At 70.3% G+C, this 15,941-nt stretch carries 14 protein-coding genes and 1 pseudogene; 8 read left to right on the top strand and 7 right to left on the bottom strand.

Annotated features, from left to right (window positions below; all coding sequences use genetic code 11):
- Nucleotides 1–857: 857 nt before the first annotated feature.
- Both PV682_RS39790 and PV682_RS39785 read right to left on the bottom strand, forming a co-directional pair.
- A complete protein-coding gene (locus PV682_RS39790; RefSeq protein WP_319737224.1) occupies nt 858–1,466 on the bottom strand; it encodes an FMN reductase in 609 nt (202 codons plus the stop codon).
- Nucleotides 1,463–2,554, bottom strand: a complete 1,092-nt coding sequence (locus tag PV682_RS39785; RefSeq protein ID WP_319737222.1) for an LLM class flavin-dependent oxidoreductase — start codon at nt 2,552–2,554, stop codon at nt 1,463–1,465. Before PV682_RS39785 ends, PV682_RS39790 begins: the two co-directional genes overlap by 4 nt.
- 90 nt (nt 2,555–2,644) lie before the next feature.
- Here PV682_RS39785 and PV682_RS39780 point away from each other — a divergent pair, with 90 nt between their 5' ends.
- Nucleotides 2,645–3,637 carry a DUF6597 domain-containing transcriptional factor gene (locus tag PV682_RS39780; RefSeq protein WP_319737220.1) on the top strand — a complete coding sequence of 331 codons (993 nt, stop codon included), beginning with the start codon at nt 2,645–2,647 and terminating at the stop codon, nt 3,635–3,637.
- A gap of 18 nt (nt 3,638–3,655) precedes the next feature.
- On the opposite strand, the pseudogene PV682_RS39775 reads toward PV682_RS39780, so the two are convergent.
- Nucleotides 3,656–4,541: pseudogene (locus PV682_RS39775) on the bottom strand (zinc-binding dehydrogenase).
- Nucleotides 4,542–4,669: 128 nt separating this feature from the next.
- On the opposite strand from PV682_RS39775, the gene PV682_RS39770 reads away from it, so the two are divergent.
- On the top strand, nt 4,670–5,107 hold the full coding sequence (locus PV682_RS39770) for a winged helix-turn-helix transcriptional regulator (RefSeq protein WP_319737219.1): 438 nt from the start codon (nt 4,670–4,672) through the stop codon (nt 5,105–5,107).
- Here PV682_RS39770 and PV682_RS39765 read toward each other — a convergent pair.
- Nucleotides 5,098–5,580, bottom strand: coding sequence for a hypothetical protein (locus tag PV682_RS39765; protein WP_319737217.1), 483 nt, complete (start codon nt 5,578–5,580; stop codon nt 5,098–5,100). The genes PV682_RS39770 and PV682_RS39765 overlap by 10 nt on opposite strands.
- 140 nt (nt 5,581–5,720) lie before the next feature.
- On the opposite strand from PV682_RS39765, the gene PV682_RS39760 reads away from it, so the two are divergent.
- Nucleotides 5,721–6,485: an SDR family oxidoreductase gene (locus PV682_RS39760; RefSeq protein WP_319737216.1), complete on the top strand. Its 765-nt coding sequence runs from the start codon at nt 5,721–5,723 to the stop codon at nt 6,483–6,485.
- A complete protein-coding gene (locus tag PV682_RS39755) occupies nt 6,485–6,667 on the top strand; it encodes a hypothetical protein (protein WP_319737214.1) in 183 nt (60 codons plus the stop codon). The genes PV682_RS39760 and PV682_RS39755 overlap by 1 nt, the downstream gene beginning before the upstream one ends.
- Before the next feature lie 43 nt (nt 6,668–6,710).
- Here PV682_RS39755 and PV682_RS39750 read toward each other — a convergent pair whose 3' ends face one another.
- On the bottom strand, nt 6,711–7,904 hold the full coding sequence (locus PV682_RS39750; RefSeq protein WP_319737212.1) for an RtcB family protein: 1,194 nt from the start codon (nt 7,902–7,904) through the stop codon (nt 6,711–6,713).
- A gap of 251 nt (nt 7,905–8,155) precedes the next feature.
- Here PV682_RS39750 and PV682_RS39745 point away from each other — a divergent pair, with 251 nt between their 5' ends.
- From PV682_RS39745 to PV682_RS39735, 3 genes are all read left to right on the top strand, one after another.
- Nucleotides 8,156–8,986: a DUF3558 domain-containing protein gene (locus tag PV682_RS39745; RefSeq protein WP_319737210.1), complete on the top strand. Its 831-nt coding sequence runs from the start codon at nt 8,156–8,158 to the stop codon at nt 8,984–8,986.
- 151 nt (nt 8,987–9,137) lie between these two features.
- Entirely contained in the window at nt 9,138–10,001 is an 864-nt protein-coding gene (locus PV682_RS39740) for a DUF3558 domain-containing protein (protein WP_319737208.1), read from the top strand.
- A gap of 77 nt (nt 10,002–10,078) precedes the next feature.
- The gene (locus PV682_RS39735; protein ID WP_319737205.1) at nt 10,079–11,407 is read left to right on the top strand and encodes a DUF2637 domain-containing protein; all 1,329 of its coding nucleotides are present in this window, start codon (nt 10,079–10,081) and stop codon (nt 11,405–11,407) included.
- Nucleotides 11,408–11,465: 58 nt separating this feature from the next.
- Here PV682_RS39735 and lysS read toward each other — a convergent pair whose 3' ends face one another.
- The gene (gene lysS, locus PV682_RS39730) at nt 11,466–13,205 is read right to left on the bottom strand and encodes a lysine--tRNA ligase (protein WP_319737202.1); all 1,740 of its coding nucleotides are present in this window, start codon (nt 13,203–13,205) and stop codon (nt 11,466–11,468) included.
- 137 nt (nt 13,206–13,342) lie between these two features.
- A complete protein-coding gene (locus tag PV682_RS39725) occupies nt 13,343–13,936 on the bottom strand; it encodes a hypothetical protein (RefSeq protein WP_319737201.1) in 594 nt (197 codons plus the stop codon).
- Between the two features lie 191 nt (nt 13,937–14,127).
- On the opposite strand from PV682_RS39725, the gene argS reads away from it, so the two are divergent.
- Nucleotides 14,128–15,897, top strand: coding sequence for an arginine--tRNA ligase (gene argS, locus PV682_RS39720; RefSeq protein WP_319737199.1), 1,770 nt, complete (start codon nt 14,128–14,130; stop codon nt 15,895–15,897).
- Nucleotides 15,898–15,941 lie beyond the last annotated feature (44 nt).

Genomic DNA, 15,941 nt, shown 5'->3' with positions numbered 1-15,941 from the left:
GGGCCGCAGGGCCGCAGGGCCGCAGGGCCGCAGGGCCGCAGGGCCGCAGGGCCGCAGGGCCGCAGGGCCGCAGGGCCGCAGGGCCGCAGGGCCGCAGGGGGCAACGAGCGGGGGGCTTGTGGGGGGCGGTGGACGGGCTGTCTCGGTGGTCCGGGGCTCCGGCTTCTCGGTGGCGTCCCGCCGAGTGGTGTAGCCGGTCGGCTTTGGCGGCGCCGCAGGTCGCGACCGGGTTCGGCCTGACGCGCCGAGCTCATGGCGACCCGCGCTGCCCTGACCGGCTCGCGCACCGGCGTGGTACTTCGGCCCGGCCAGCCGGTCACAGACCATCCGTACCGGCACGGTCCGGATGGCTACACCACTTGGCGGGACGCCACCGGCTTCTCCGGGACCGGAGGTCAGGCCGCCGGAGGCGGGGCTCCGGGGCTCCAGGGGTGCGGGGATACCGGAGGGCCAAGGCGGCCGGTCCGTCTCCGCAGCGCCAAGGCGGCCGGTCCGTCTCCGCAGCGCCGGGCGGAGCCGTCGGGGCAGACGGCCGGAGGCCGCGTACGAGCTCCCGGCGCTCGCCGTTCCGCCGCCCACCCAGCCCCTGCCGCCTCTCCGACCCCTCTCGCCCCTCCAACTCCTCTTCCCCTCCGCCGCTCACCCCCTGCCCAGCAGCCACCCTCTGCCCAACGGCCACCCCCTGCCCGCCGCTCACCTCCTACCCAGCAGCCACCCCCTGCCCGACGACCACCCCCTGCCCGACGACCACCCCCTGCCCGACGACCGCCCGCCTTCCGGGGCCACCCGCCTTCCGGGGCCGGCTGACCACCGGACCCGCCCCCGCCGCCGGGCGCCCCCCGCCCCTCACCCCTACCTCACTCCGAGCCGCCCCCGCCGAGTGCCGCCAGGCGTTCCGCGAACGGTACGTCGATCTCGAACTCGTCCCTCGGTTTCGGGGGCCGTACCCCGGAGGAGCCGCGCAGCAGCGCGCCGAGTTCTCCCGCCGCTCGTTCGACGCGGGCCGGCAGGCCCTCCGCGCCCCAGTCCTCCGAGGCCGCGTAGACGCCGGTCGGGAGGACGACGGCGCGGAGGTAGGAGAAGAGGGGGCGCAGGGCGTGGTCGAGGACGAGGGAGTGGCGGGCCGTACCGCCGGTCGCCGCGATCAGGACCGGCTTCCCGGCGAGGGAGTCCTTGTCGAGAAGGTCGAAGAAGGACTTGAACAGACCGCTGTAGGACCCCGAGAAGACAGGCGTGACGGCGATCAGCGCATCGGCCCCGACGACGGAGTCGAACGCGGCCCGCAACCCGTTCCCCGGAAACCCGTTCACGAATGCGTGCGCGATCTCCACGGCGAGTTCCCGCAGCTCGACGAATTCCACCTCGACACCGGGTACGCCCCGCTGGACGGCGACGGAGAGCCGTTCCCCGAGCAACCGCGTGGACGAGGGAACACTCAGCCCCGCGGAAACGACGACGAGTTTCATACGGCGGCCTCCTCGGAGTTCTTCGCGGCCAGCAGCGATTCATGGGTGGGCGCCTCGGGAACATCCGCCCCGCGCCCCACGGCGAATTCCTTCCGCAGCACCGGAACGACCTCCTCCCCGAGCATGTCGATCTGTTCGAGCACCGTCTTCAACGGCAGCCCGGCATGGTCGACGAGGAACAGCTGCCGCTGATAGTCCCCGGCGTACTCGCGGAAACTCAGCGTCTTCTCGATGACCTGCTCCGGCGTCCCCACGGTCAGCGGGGTCTGCGCGGAGAAGTCCTCGAGCGAGGGCCCGTGCCCGTAAACCGGCGCGACATCGAAATACGGCCGGAATTCCCGCACGGCGTCCTGCGAATTCCGCCGCATGAACACATGCCCGCCGAGCCCGACGATCGCCTGTTCCGGCGTCCCGTGCCCGTAGTGGGCGAACCGCGCCCGGTACAGCTCGATCATCCGCTTGGTGTGATCGGCGGGCCAGAAGATGTTGTTGTGGAAGAACCCGTCCCCGTAATACGCGGCCTGCTCCGCGATCTCCGGCGACCGAATGGAACCGTGCCAGACGAACGGCGGCACATCGTCCAGCGGACGGGGCGTGGAGGTGAATCCCTGGAGCGCCGTACGGAATTTCCCTTCCCAGTTCACGACGTCCTCGCGCCACAGCCTCCGCAGCAGCGCGTAGTTCTCGATCGCGAGGTTGATGCCCTCGCGGATGTCCTGCCCGAACCACGGATAGACCGGCCCCGTGTTCCCGCGCCCCATCATCAGGTCGACGCGCCCGTCGGCGAGATGCTGGAGCATCGCGAAGTCCTCGGCGATCTTCACCGGGTCGTTCGTGGTGATCAGCGTCGTGGAGGTGGAGAGGATCAGCTTCTCGGTCCGCGCGGCGACGTACCCGAGCATGGTGGTCGGCGAGGACGGGACGAACGGCGGGTTGTGGTGCTCCCCGGTCGCGAAGACGTCGAGCCCGACCTCCTCCGCCTTGAGGGCGATGGCGACCATCGCCTTGATCCGCTCCCGCTCGCTCGGTGTCCGACCGTTCGTGGGGTCGGGCGTGACATCCCCGACGGTGAAGATCCCGAACTGCATCCCCGCTCACCCTCCAAATAGTTGACCGTTGAACTATACCGCCGGAACGCATCCCTCTCCAGCGCTATTCCCCGGCATACGATCCCCTCCATGGCGGCTCCCCAGGACACCCGAGGCATCGTCGACCCCGTGACCCTCCTCACACGCGTCCACTTCCGCCGCCACCTCCCCGCGCCCCCGCTCCGCCCCTACATCGACCGGTACTGGCTGATCGACTGGAACCTCCCCACCCCGTACACCTCAAGAGTGATCCCGCACCCGGCGGTGAACATCACCTTCCAGTGGGACGAGGACGAGGGCGCCCCCTACGCCGAGCTGACCGGCATACCCCGGGGGTTGTACACCAGAACCCTCACCGGCAGAGGGAGGGTATGCGGGGTGAAGTTCCGCCCAGGGGCGATCAGGGCGTTCGCACCCGGGGTCGCGGCGGGACGGTGGACGGGGAGGGCGCTGCCGCTGGACGAGGCGATGGAGGAGGCGGGGCGCGGGCCGGCACCGGAAGCGGCGCGCACGGCAGCCGTACGAAGCACAGCGCATCCGGAGGCCCCACGCGACGCGGCACGGACGTCGGCGCCCAGCCGCCGCTGCGCCGAGCCCCAGGAGGCCCCACGCAACGCGGCGCAAACCCCGCCCCGACAGGCCCCCCGGAACCCCCTCGCCCGCCTCCTCCCCGCCCTGGACCTCACCGCCCCCGGCGACGACGCCGCCCGCGTCGCCGCCCTCGACGCCCACTTCCTCGCCCTCCCCCTCACCCCCGACCCCCAGATCCCCCTGGCCACCCGTCTGGTCGCCGAGATCCGCGCGAACCGGGAACTCCGCAGGGTCTCGGACGTGGCGGACGCCGCAGGCCTCTCCCCCCGCTCCCTCCAGCGCCTCTTCGCCACCCACGTCGGCGTCACCCCGAAGTGGACGATCCTCCGCTACCGCCTCCACGAGGCCCTCGACGAGGCCACGCACACCCCCACCCCCGACTGGCCCACCCTCGCCGCCGACCTGGGCTACGCCGACCAGTCCCACCTGATCCGCGCGTTCACCAAGACCTTGGGGGTACCCCCGGAGGCGTACGTCCAGGCCCTGGCCTGAAGTCGTACACCCATCCCCCTACGGAACCAGCACAAGCCTCCCCCCGACCCCGCCCTCAGCGAACCGCGCATGCGCGCTGCCCGCCTCCTCCAGCGCGTACGTCCCGGCGACCCGGGTCGTCAGCACCCCCTCCTCCATCAGCTTGACCAGCCCGGCCAACCGCACCCCGTCCGCAACGACCTCCACGGCGGAGGTCCGTACACCGCGCACGGAAGCCGGCTCCCCATGCGGCATCACCCCCACATACGCACCCCCATCCCGCACCCACCCCAGCGCGGCCTCCCCCAACACGGCCGCGTCGAACACGGCATCGAACTCCCCCTCCACGGAAGCGGTGAACTCCACACCCCCGAGCCCCCGGACATACCCGGCATCCCGCTCCCGCGCGAGCCCCGTCACCGACACCCCCCGATACGCGGCGAGTTGAGCGGCGAACGCCCCCCACACCCCCGCCGGCCCCGGTCACCAGCAGCGACTGCCCGGCCCTCAACTCCAGCGCGTCCAGGCCCTGGAGAGCGGTCAGCCCGTTCAACGGCAGGGTGGACGCGGCCACTTCGTCGACCCCGACCGGCGCGACAGCGACCGCGTCGACGGGTACGACCACGAACTCCGCCTGCGCGCCCAGCGGTTCGGAGATCCCGTGATCGAGGGCCACGACCCGGTCGCCCGGCGCCCACACGCTCGCGACCCCGGCCGCGTCCACGACTCCGGCGACGTCCCACCCGAGCCCCACCTGCTTCCCCGCACCCCCGAACACCCCGCTCCGCACGGCGACGTCGACGGGGTTCAGCGCGGCGGCGCCCACCCTGATCCGCACCTCCCGCGCACCCGGCTCGGGCACCTCCGCCTCGACGACCTCCACGACGTCCGGACCGCCGAACTCCCGGACCACGACAGCACGCATGACAGCAACTCCCTTGTGTCTAAGGCCGGTCGGAGAATCTCCCCGACCCGCTGCCACGACCCTAGGAACAGCTACTATCCGACGGGAAGTAGTTACCCAGGAGTGCGTACCTATCCGGAAGGTGAGCCATGGCGACCACGACAGCGGCCCAACGCCGAGCCCAGGCCCGCGTCGAGTACGACGCGTTCATCAAGGGCTGCCCCACGAACCAGCTCCTGGCCCGCCTCAGCGACAAATGGGCCAGCCTCGTCGTCTGCGCCCTCGCCCCCGGCTCCCTCCGTTACAGCGACCTCGCCCGGAAGCTGGCCGGCGTCAGCCCCAAAATGCTCACGCAGACGCTCCGCACCCTCGAACGGGACGGCATCCTCACCCGCGATCTGACCCCCTCGGTCCCGGTCCGGGTCGACTACGAACTGACCCCCCTGGGCCACAGCCTCGCCCACCTCCTCACGGCCGTGAAGGACTGGGCGGAAACCCACATGGACGAGGTCCACGCGGCCCGGGAGAACTACGACGCGGAGGAATCCCACCGCGCGGCCACCCCGTCCCCCGTCCCTCAGAAGTAGTAGACGTCCCCCGTATCCAGCACCAGCACCCGCTGCCGGTCGTTCTCCCGGTTCCGGTCCACCGTCCCCCCGCTCCACGCCGTCTCCACCTCCAGCACGACCTCTTCGGGCCGCCCCCGCAGCCGTACCCCCACCTCGATCCGCTCCCCCGCCGCGTCCGCCGCGAGCGCCCCCGTACGGCACACCACCTCCGCGATCCCCACCCGCACGCACCCACCGGGCAAGCCCTGAGTCCCGGCGGCGAGCGGCGCGGACCACCGCAGCCGCACCGCGGAGTCACCCACCCCGGAGGGCCCGTGGTTGCGCGGAGCGACCCGCACCTCCATCCGCCCCCCGCCCATGACGGCGGCCCCGTGATAGGAGAGGTCGGCCTCGGGAGCCACACCCCCTACCTGAGGACCAGCCACCGCACCCCCACCCCCGAACACCAGACTCGCCGCCCCAGCCACCACAGCCGTCACAACCCTGCGCATACGTCACTCCTCGGTCCACCGAAGGTCGTACGGGATGTATCCCACGGACCCCACAGGACAGACCCCGCCCAACAGGTGAAGCACCCCCCAGCCCCCGCCTACCCTGGAAGAGCCACACCCGCCCACCCCAGGAGCCGTACATGCCCTCCCCCGCGTCCCGCATCGCCGTAGTCACCGGCGCGAGCAGCGGTATCGGTGCCGCGACCGCGCGCAAGCTGGCGGAGGCCGGTTACCGAGTGGTCCTCACGGCGCGGAGGGAGGACCGCATAGAGGCGCTGGCGAAGGAGATCACGCAGGCCGGCGGCGCGGCGACGGCGTACCCCCTGGACGTCACGGACCGCGCGGCCGTGGACGAGTTCGCGACGGCGTTCGAGCAGATCGGCGTCCTGGTCAACAACGCGGGCGGAGCCCTGGGCAGCGACCCGGTGGCGACCGGCGACCCGGCCGACTGGCGCACGATGTACGAGACGAACGTCATCGGCACCCTGAACCTCACCCAGGCCCTCCTCCCCAAGCTGGAGGCGAGCGGCGACGGCACGGTCGTGGTCGTCTCCTCGACGGCCGGCCACGGCACGTACGAGGGCGGCGCCGGCTACGTCGCGGCGAAACACGGCGCCCACGTCCTCGCGGAGACCCTCCGCCTGGAGATCGTCGGCAAGCCGGTCCGCGTCATCGAGATCGCCCCCGGCATGGTCAAGACGGACGAGTTCGCCCTGACCCGCTTCGGCGGCGACAAGGAGAAGGCGGCGAAGGTCTACGAGGGCGTCGCCGAACCCCTCACCGCCGACGACGTGGCCGACACGATCACCTGGACGGTCACCCGCCCCAGCCACGTCAACGTCGACCTCCTGATCCTCCGCCCCCGGGCCCAGGCCTCCAACACGAAGGTCCACCGGGACCTCTGATGCCGGACCCCCAAGAGGACACCCCGGAGCCCGAGGTCACCCCGGAACGCGCCGCCGAACTCCGCCGCCTCGCCCGCGAGACGAAGAACGAACGCCAGGTCTGGATCTACCTCGCGTACTTCTTCTTCGTCATCCACATCATCGCGTTCGTCATGATCTACGCCGTACGCCACGCGAAGTAGTCCCCGCGTAGTCCTCGGGTAGTCCCCGGCTAGTTCTCGGGGACTACCCCTTGACGCACACCACCTGCTTCAGCTTCGCCACGACCTCCACCAGATCCCGCTGCTGGTCGATGACCTGGTCGATCGGCTTGTAGGCCCCCGGAATCTCGTCCACGACCCCGGAGTCCTTGCGGCACTCCACCCCCCGCGTCTGCTCCTCCAGATCGGCGACGGAGAACCGCCGCTTGGCGGCGTTGCGGCTCATCCGCCGACCGGCGCCGTGGGAAGCGGAGTTGAAGGCGAGCGGGTTCCCGAGGCCCTTCACGATGTAGGACCCCGTCCCCATGGACCCGGGGATGATCCCGAACTCCCCGGACCCGGCCCGGATCGCGCCCTTGCGGGTCACCAGCAGGTCCATCCCGTCGTACCGCTCCTCCGCCACGTAGTTGTGGTGGCAGGAGATCTCCGGCTCGAAGGTGGGCTTCGCCTTCTTGAACTCCTTGCGGACGACGTCCTTGAGGAGGGCCATCATCAGGGTGCGGTTGTACTTCGCGTACTCCTGCGCCCAGAAGAGGTCGTTGCGGTAGGCGGCCATCTGCGGGGTGTCGGAGACGAAGACGGCGAGGTCACGGTCGACAAGCCCCTGGTTGTGCGGCAGCTTCTGCGCGATGCCGATGTGGTGCTCGGCGAGTTCCTTGCCGATGTTGCGGGAACCGGAGTGCAGCATCAGCCAGACAGAGCCGGAAGTGTCCACGCAGACTTCCACGAAGTGATTCCCGGATCCGAGCGTCCCCATCTGCTTGACGGCCCGCTCCTCCCGGAACTTCACCGCGTCCGCCACCCCGCCGAACCGCTCCCAGAACCCGTCCCACCCACTCGTGGCGAGCCCATGGAACTGCCCCGGGTCGACGGGGTCGTCGTGCATCCCCCGCCCGACGGGAATCGCCGCCTCCACCTTGGACCGCAGCCGGGACAGGTCCCCCGGCAGGTCGTTGGCGGTCAGCGACGTCTTGACGGCGGACATCCCGCACCCGATGTCGACCCCCACGGCGGCGGGACACACGGCCCCCCGCATCGCGATGACGGACCCGACGGTCGCCCCCTTGCCGTAGTGGACGTCGGGCATGACGGCGAGCCCCTTGATCCACGGCAGCGTCGCGACGTTGCGCAACTGCTGGAGCGCGACGTCCTCGACGCCCGCGGGGTCGGTCCACATCCGGATGGGCACCTGCGCGCCCGGCATCTCCACGTACGACATGACTTCCCTCATTCCCCCATCAACATAAAAGCGCGCGGACCCGGCGAAGAACGGCGAAGGACGACAAAGGGCCGGATACGCAAAACCGGCGTCAGGGTCGACGAAACGGATGCCGGACCGGCGTCCGGGGTGTCGCGTGCGATACACATTGTCGTCAGGTGCCACCCTCGCCCGGCAAGCGAAATTCCCGGCGAGGGACACTGGAACCCCCCACCGGAAACCCTCGCAGGGATCACCCTTAAGGAGCCCCCGTGCAGCGCAAGGCGTACGTCCCCGGCGCGGCAGCCCTCCTCGTGGCGCTGCTGGCCGGCTGCACAGGCGGCTCGGACGGCGGCGGTTCGACGGACAACTCGAACCCGGGCGACAGCGGTACGACGAGCGCGGCGGCGCAGCCGGGCCGGTACACGACGCTCCCGGAGGCGTGCGGCGCGGTCGCCCCGGGCACGCTGGACGCCCTTCTGCCGGGCATCAAGCAGCTCATGGACCCGGCGCAGCGCCAGAAGGCGTACGCGGGTACCCCCGCCCTGACGTACGACACGGACCGCCGGGTCGGCTGCCGCTGGAAGGTGGAGTCGACGGCGGCGACGGACCACCTGTCGGTGGACTTCGAGCGCGTGGTCTCGTACGACAACGCCGTGAGCGACGACACACAGGCGCAGGCGCTGTTCGCGAAGAAGGAGGACGCGGCGGACCTCCCGGCCCCGGTGTCCCCGAGCCCGACCCCGACCGCGCCGTCCCCCTCAGGTACCCCCGGTACCCCCACCCCCGGCGGTACGCCCAGCGCCGGCGCCTCCCCCAGCACCAGCGCATCCCCCTCCCCCTCCCCTACCACCCCTACCGCAGAGGTACAGCCCCGCCTCCTGGACGACCTCGGCGACGAGGCGTTCGTCGACGACGCCCTCACCAGCTCCGGCTCGACGGCCAAGCAGCGCACGGTGACTGTGGCGTTCCGCACGTCCAACGTGATCGTGACGGTCCAGTACGAGGAGCAGCCGGCCACGCTCGGCACGGTCCCGGACAGCAAGGAAATGCAGGACAAGGCCCGGAAACTCGCGGCTCAACTGGCCGACAGGCTCGGCTGACCGACGGCCCCGGCACCCGCCGTACACCCGCTCGCGAAGAGATCGAAAGAGGACCGCACAGCTTCTTCACCGCGTACCGTGGCCCCTCGGACCCGTTCAGACCCGCAGGAACGAACCGCAGGAAACACGAAGCGTCATGAGTGAAGGAACCATGCAGCGACGAGCCCAGCGAGAAGACCAGCACGACCGGCGGACGAAGCGTGCCCGGAGCCTGAACCGCGCTCTCGCGGCAGGGGCACTCCCGGTGCTGCTGTTCGCGGCGGGCTGCTCCTCGGACTCGGACGACGGCGGCAGCGCCGCGAAGGCGGGTGACTCCCAGCAGTCGTCCTCCGGGGGTACGGCGACGACACCGGACGGCGCTTCCCCGTCCCCCACGCTGAAGGCGGCGGTGTACGGCACCCTGCCGGACGCCTGCAAGGTCCTGTCGGAGGACACCCTCGACGACACAGTCCCGAAGGCGAAGGCGGGCAAGAAGGCGGCGTCGGGCGAGGCGGGCACGCGCTCGGGCTGCACCTGGGACAGCCTGAGCGACAACGGTGTGAAGGGCTCCCAGTACCGCTGGCTCAGCGTCTCGTTGCTGCGTTTCGACTCCAACTCCGTCGCCGGGGACGCCGACAAGCAGGCGCAGGACTACTTCGCGCGGCAGCTGAACGACGCGAAGTCGGTGCAGGGCGCGACGAACGTCAAGTCGAGCGCGGCGGCCGGGATCGGCGACGCGGCGACGGCCGTCAGCTACGACCAGAAGAAGAAGGAAGGCGCCTTCAAGCAGCAGACGGTGGTGACGCGCGCCGAGAACGTCGTCGTCACGGTCGACTACAACGGCGCCGGTCTCGCGGGCGACAAGGCCCCGGACGCGGCCGAGTTGATGAAGCTCGCGCAGCAGACCGCGAAGGAAGTCGTTGCGGCGGTGAAGAAGGCCAACAGCGGTACGCCGCAGCCGAGTTCACCTGCGGCGACCCCGTCGGCGAAGCCTTCCGCCGCCCCGTCCGCGTCCGCCTCCGCCGCCAAGAGCTGACGGTCCGACGACACGTACGCCGCACACATGTGCCACCCTGTTGCGCGCAACGACAGGAAAGCGAAGGGGAGTAACGGGTGGCCGCGCCGATCCAATTGACCCGGACGCACCGCGTGCTCATCGGCGTGGTCGTGACCGGCGCCGTGATCATCGCCGGTATCGGCTTCGCCGGTTCCTACGCGGCGGTCCGCGAGCTGGCGATCAAGAAGGGCTTCGGGAACTTCAGTTACGTCTTCCCGATCGGCATCGACGCGGGCATCTGCGTCCTGCTGGCCCTGGACCTCCTCCTGACCTGGATCCGCATCCCCTTCCCGCTGCTGCGCCAGACGGCGTGGCTGCTGACGATGGCGACGATCGCCTTCAACGGCGCGGCGGCCTGGCCCGACCCGCTCGGCGTCGGCATGCACGCGGTGATCCCGGTGCTGTTCGTGGTCGCCGTCGAGGCGGCCCGGCACGCGGTCGGCCGGATAGCCGACATCACGGCGGACCGGCACATGGAGGGCGTCCGCATCACCCGCTGGCTGCTCTCCCCGGTCCCGACGTTCCTCCTGTGGCGCCGCATGAAGCTGTGGGAGCTGCGCTCCTACGACCAGGTCATCAAGCTGGAGCAGGACCGTCTCGTCTACCAGGCCCGCCTCCAGTCCCGCTTCGGCCGCGCCTGGCGCCGCAAGGCCCCGGTCGAGTCCGTGATGCCCCTGCGCCTGGCCCGCTACGGCATCCCCCTGTCGGAGACCGCCCCGGCGGGTCTCGCGGCGGCCGGCATCGAGCCGGTCCTGATCCCGCCGCCCCCGCCGATGCCCGGGCAACAGGAGCTGCCCCCGGCCCCGGTGGACCAGCGACACGCCGAACTCCCGGCCCAGCAGCAGCCACCGCTGATCGGGCAGGCCCCGCAGCAGGCCCCGCGCTCCGAGCCGCGGCCCGAGCAAGAGCCGGAACCGGAACCGGAGTTGGAGCCGGTCCCCGAAGAGAGCCCCTGGTTCCAGAAGGCCCCCGCGGAGGTCCAGTACCAGGGCGGCTACGACCCGAACTACAACCCCGAGGCCGCGTACGCCGATTGGTACGCCCAGCAGGTCCAGGCCGAGCAGTACGAGGCCCAGTACCAGCAGGAGCCCCCGGTCGAGGAACCCTCCCCCGAGGAGACCGGCACGTTCCCGATCCCGGCGGGCCCCGGCCGTACCCGTGAACTCGGCGAGGGCGGCGGCACGGAACCCCCGGTGCCGGACGAGGAGGCGTACTACACCGTCTTCAAGCAGTCGATAGACGGCAGTTACCCCACCCCGCGCGAGTTCGGCGACAACGTCGAGGCCACCCACGGCATCTCCCTCTCGGACGCCGAGGCGAAGCGCATGGTCCTGCGTTTCACGAACCGCCACACGGCGGAGGTCATGGACGACCACATCGCGTAACCGCACGCACTGAAAAGGGGGTTCCTGGCACCAGGAACCCCCTTTCACTCACCCGTGTCTACTCCCCGAGCAGGACCCGCACCCGCTCCTGCCCCACGGCGAGCAGCAGCGTAGGCAGCCGGGGCCCCGTGTCCCGCCCGACCAGCAGGTGGTACAGCAGCGCGAAGAACGTCCGCTGGGCCGTCTTGATCTCCGGCGGCAGCTCCTTGGGCGTGGCGTCGGCGGAGAACCCGGCCTGCACCTTGGGTACCCCGTACACGAGGTGGGTCAGCCCGTCGAGGGACCAGTGCGAGGCGAGCCCGTCGAGCAGCAGCCGCAGGCTCTGCTGGGACGCCTCGTCGAGGGACTTCAGCAGATCGACGTCGGCCTCGGCCCGCACGATGGTCCGCTGGTCGGCCGGCACGTGCGTGTTGATCCACGCCTCGGCCTTGTCGTACCGGGGACGTACGTCGTCGAGTACGGCCAGAGGGTGAGCCGGGTCCAGCTCGGAGAGGATGCGCAGCGCCTGGTCCTGGTGCCCGGCGGTGATGTCGGCGACGGACGCGAGCGTCCGGTACGGCAACGCCCGCGCGGTGGACGGCAGTTCACCGGCGGCCGTACCGACGGCCCGCGAGTAAGCGGCGACGTCACCCGGCAGCGCCGAGCCGTCCTCCACCTTGAGAGCCAGCTTGTCCCACTCGTCGTACAGCCGCTGGATCTCCTGGTCGAAGGCGATCTTGAACGACTGGTTGGGCCGCCTACGCGCGTACAACCAGCGCAGCAGCTGCGGTTCCATGATCCGCAGCGCGTCCCCGGGCGTCGGCACCCCGCCCTTGGAGGACGACATCTTCGCCATCCCGGAGATCCCGACGAACGCGTACATCGGCCCGATCGGCTGCTGGCCGCCGAAGATCCCGACGATCTGCCCGCCGACCTGGAACGACGACCCCGGCGAGGAGTGGTCGACGCCGGACGGCTCGAAGACGACGCCCTCGTACGCCCACCGCATCGGCCAGTCGACCTTCCAGACCAGCTTGCCCCGGTTGAACTCGCTGAGCCGCACGGTCTCGGAGAACCCGCACGCGGTGCACGTGTACGTCAGCTCGGTGCTGTCGTCGTCGTACGCGGTGACCGTCGTGAGGTCCTTCTCGCAGTTGCCGCAGTACGGCTTGTACGGGAAGTACCCGGCGGACCCGGTGGACCCGTCGTCCTCACCGGCCGCGCCGGACCCCTCGGCGGCCTCCAGCTCGGCCTCGTCCACGGGCTTCTGGGACTGCTTGGCCGGGGCCTTCTTGGTCCGGTACTGCTCCAGGATCGCGTCGATGTCGGCGCGGTGGCGCATCGCGTGCAGCACCTGCTCGCGGTAGGCCCCGGAGGTGTACTGCGCGGTCTGGCTGATCCCGTCGAACTCCACGCCCAGCTCGCCGAGCGCCGCGACCATGGCCGCCTTGAAGTGCTCGGCCCAGTTCGGGTACGCCGATCCGGCGGGCGCGGGTACGGAGGTCAGCGGCTTGCCGATGTGCTCGGCCCACGTCTCGTCGACCCCGGGGACCCCGGCCGGGACCTTGCGGTACCGGTCGTAGTCGTCCCAGGAGATGAGGTGGCGGACCTCACGCCCCCGGCGGCGGATCTCGTCCGCGACCAGGTGGGGGGTCATGACCTCGCGGAGGTTGCCCAGGTGGATCGGCCCCGAGGGGGAGAGCCCGGACGCGACGACGACACGTTTGCCAGGAGCCCGACGCTCCGACTCCTCGATGACCTCGTCCGCGAAACGGGAGACCCAGTCGGTGGTCTCGGTGCTCTGAGCCACGATCGGCACGTCCTCTGTGTTCTGGGATTCCTCGGGGAATCACGGCTGACCGTCCCATTCTCCCAGGAGGCACCCAAACCACGAAAACGGGTATCGGCGCCCCCCGAGGGGGACGCCGATGAAGATGCGGAAACCTCAGCCGAAGTTCACTGCGCGAAGTTCACCGGGATGTACTGGTCGTACGCCCGGACGGCCGTCGCGGTGAAGTCGGCCCGCGTCACGATCGCGCACTGCACCCCGTTGACCCCGCAGGTGACCCCGTCGGCGATCTGCGGCTTGATCTTGAGGGTCGTCAGGAAGGACCCACCCTCCTGGTAGGGGATGGTTACCCCAGGAGTACCCGTACCCGTATCGGTGATCCGGCGAGCGGACCCGTCCGTGGACTCCCGCCCGCCGAGGCAGGGGGTGGGCAGGGTGGTGTACGTCTCAGGGTGCCCGATGACTACCCCCTGGGGTACGACGCAGAAGGCCAGGAAGATCCCCTGCGCCCGGTTGTAGCCGTACCCGGCGACGTCGACGGTCCCGCCCGACGCGGGCAGCGAGGTGTTGAACGCGCCGAGCCTCAGGTCGTACTTCTGGCCGTCGGCGGCGGTGGTCACGCGGTGCGCGGAACCGAAGGAGGGGGTGGTGTACGAGGCGTACGTGGGGGTGGCGGAGGCACTGGAAGCGGTGGCAAGCGCGAGCCCGGCGGCAGCGGCCGTGACCAGCGCGGCCCGGAGTTTCTTGGTGGGGGGCTTCATGGTCAACATGACAGTCCGCGACCGATCAGTAGGCAATGGCGCCTGGATTCGTACACCAGACCCACACATCAGCCGAAGTGAACGCTTATGCACTCCTTACGGCGGTGCCCCCGCGTCCCGAAAAGCGCTTTACCACCCATGGGATACTGGAGGGGTATATCCATCCCCACGAGGAGAACGGCACCCACTCCATGGCCTCGGTCACGTCCCTGAGCGACTCCGTCCAGCAGCACCTCGCGTCCGCCCTCTCGGCCACCCTGCCGGAGGCAGCCGGAGCGGACCCGCTGCTGCGACGCAGCGACCGGGCGGACTACCAGGCCAACGGTGTCCTCGCGCTGGCGAAGAAGGCGAAGGCCAACCCGCGCGAACTGGCGACGCGGGTCGTCGCGAACCTGACCGCCCCCACCATGATCAAGGACATCGAGGTCTCGGGCCCCGGCTTCATCAACATCACGATCGCGGACCGGGCGATCACCGAGAACCTCGCGGCGCGCTACGCGGACGACACCGGCCGCCTCGGCGTGCCGTACGCCACGAACCCGGGCACGACGGTCATCGACTACGCGCAGCCGAACGTGGCGAAGGAGATGCACGTCGGCCACCTCCGCTCGGCGGTGATCGGCGACGCGGTGGTCCAGCTCCTGGAGTTCACCGGCGAGAACGTGGTGCGCAGGCACCACATCGGCGACTGGGGCACCCAATTCGGCATGCTCATCCAGTACTTGGACGAGCACCCGCACGAACTGGACCACAAGGACGGCGAGATCAGCGGCGAGGAGGCGATGTCCAACCTCGACCGCCTCTACAAGACCGCGCGCAAACTCTTCGACTCCGACGAGGAGTTCAAGACGCGCGCCCGGCGCAGGGTCGTCGACCTCCAGGCGGGCGACCCGGCCACCCTCGCCTCCTGGCAGAAGTTCGTCGACGAGTCGAAGATCTACTTCTTCTCCGTCTTCGAGAAGCTGGACATGGAGGTCCGCGACCCCGACATCGTCGGCGAGAGCGGCTACAACGACATGCTCCACGAGACGTGCCGCCTGCTGGAGGAGTCCGGCGTCGCGGTCCGCTCCGAGGGCGCCCTCTGCGTCTTCTTCGACGACATCAAGGGCCCCGACGGCAACCCGGTCCCCCTGATCGTCCAGAAGTCGGACGGCGGCTTCGGCTACGCCGCGACCGACCTCTCCGCGATCCGCGACCGCGTCTTCGGCCTGAAGGCGAACACCCTCCTGTACGTCGTCGACGCCCGGCAGTCCCTGCACTTCAAGATGGTCTTCGAGACGGCCCGCCGCGCCGGCTGGCTCAGCGACGACGTCACCGCCTTCCAGCTCGCCTTCGGCACGGTCCTCGGCAAGGACGGCAAGCCGTTCAAGACCCGCGAGGGCGAGACGGTCAAGCTGGAGGACCTCCTCGACGAGGCCGTCGACCGCGCGACCGCCGTCGTCCGCGACAAGGCGGAGAAGGTCGGCCTCACGGAGGAGGAGATCGTCGAGAACGGCCGGTACGTCGGGATCGGCGCGGTCAAGTACGCCGACCTGTCGACGTCGGCCGTCCGCGACTACAAGTTCGACCTCGACCAGATGGTCTCCCTCAACGGCGACACCTCGGTCTACCTCCAGTACGCGTACGCCCGTATCCAGTCCATCCTCCGCAAGGCGGACGGCGCGACCCCGACGGCCCACCCGGACCTCGAACTCGCCCCCGCCGAGCGGGCGTTGGGCCTGCACCTGGACCAGTTCGCGGAAACGGTCCTGGAAGTCGCGGCCTCCTACGAGCCGCACAAACTCGCCGCGTACCTCTACCAGCTGGCGAGCGTCCTCACGACGTTCTACGACCAGTGCCCGGTCCTGAAGGCCGAAACCCCCGCCCAGAAGGAGAACCGCCTCTTCCTGGTCGACCTCACAGCCCGCACCCTCCACCAGGGCATGGCCCTCCTCGGCATCAGGACGCCCGAGAAGCTCTGACGCTCGACACCGCCGGTGCCCTCGGTTTCCCCGAAGGGTTTCCC

This window comes from Streptomyces niveiscabiei (assembly GCF_033794345.1).
Taxonomy (GTDB): Bacteria; Actinomycetota; Actinomycetes; order Streptomycetales; family Streptomycetaceae; genus Streptomyces; species Streptomyces niveiscabiei.
This window is presented reverse-complemented; position numbering and strand designations above follow the sequence as displayed.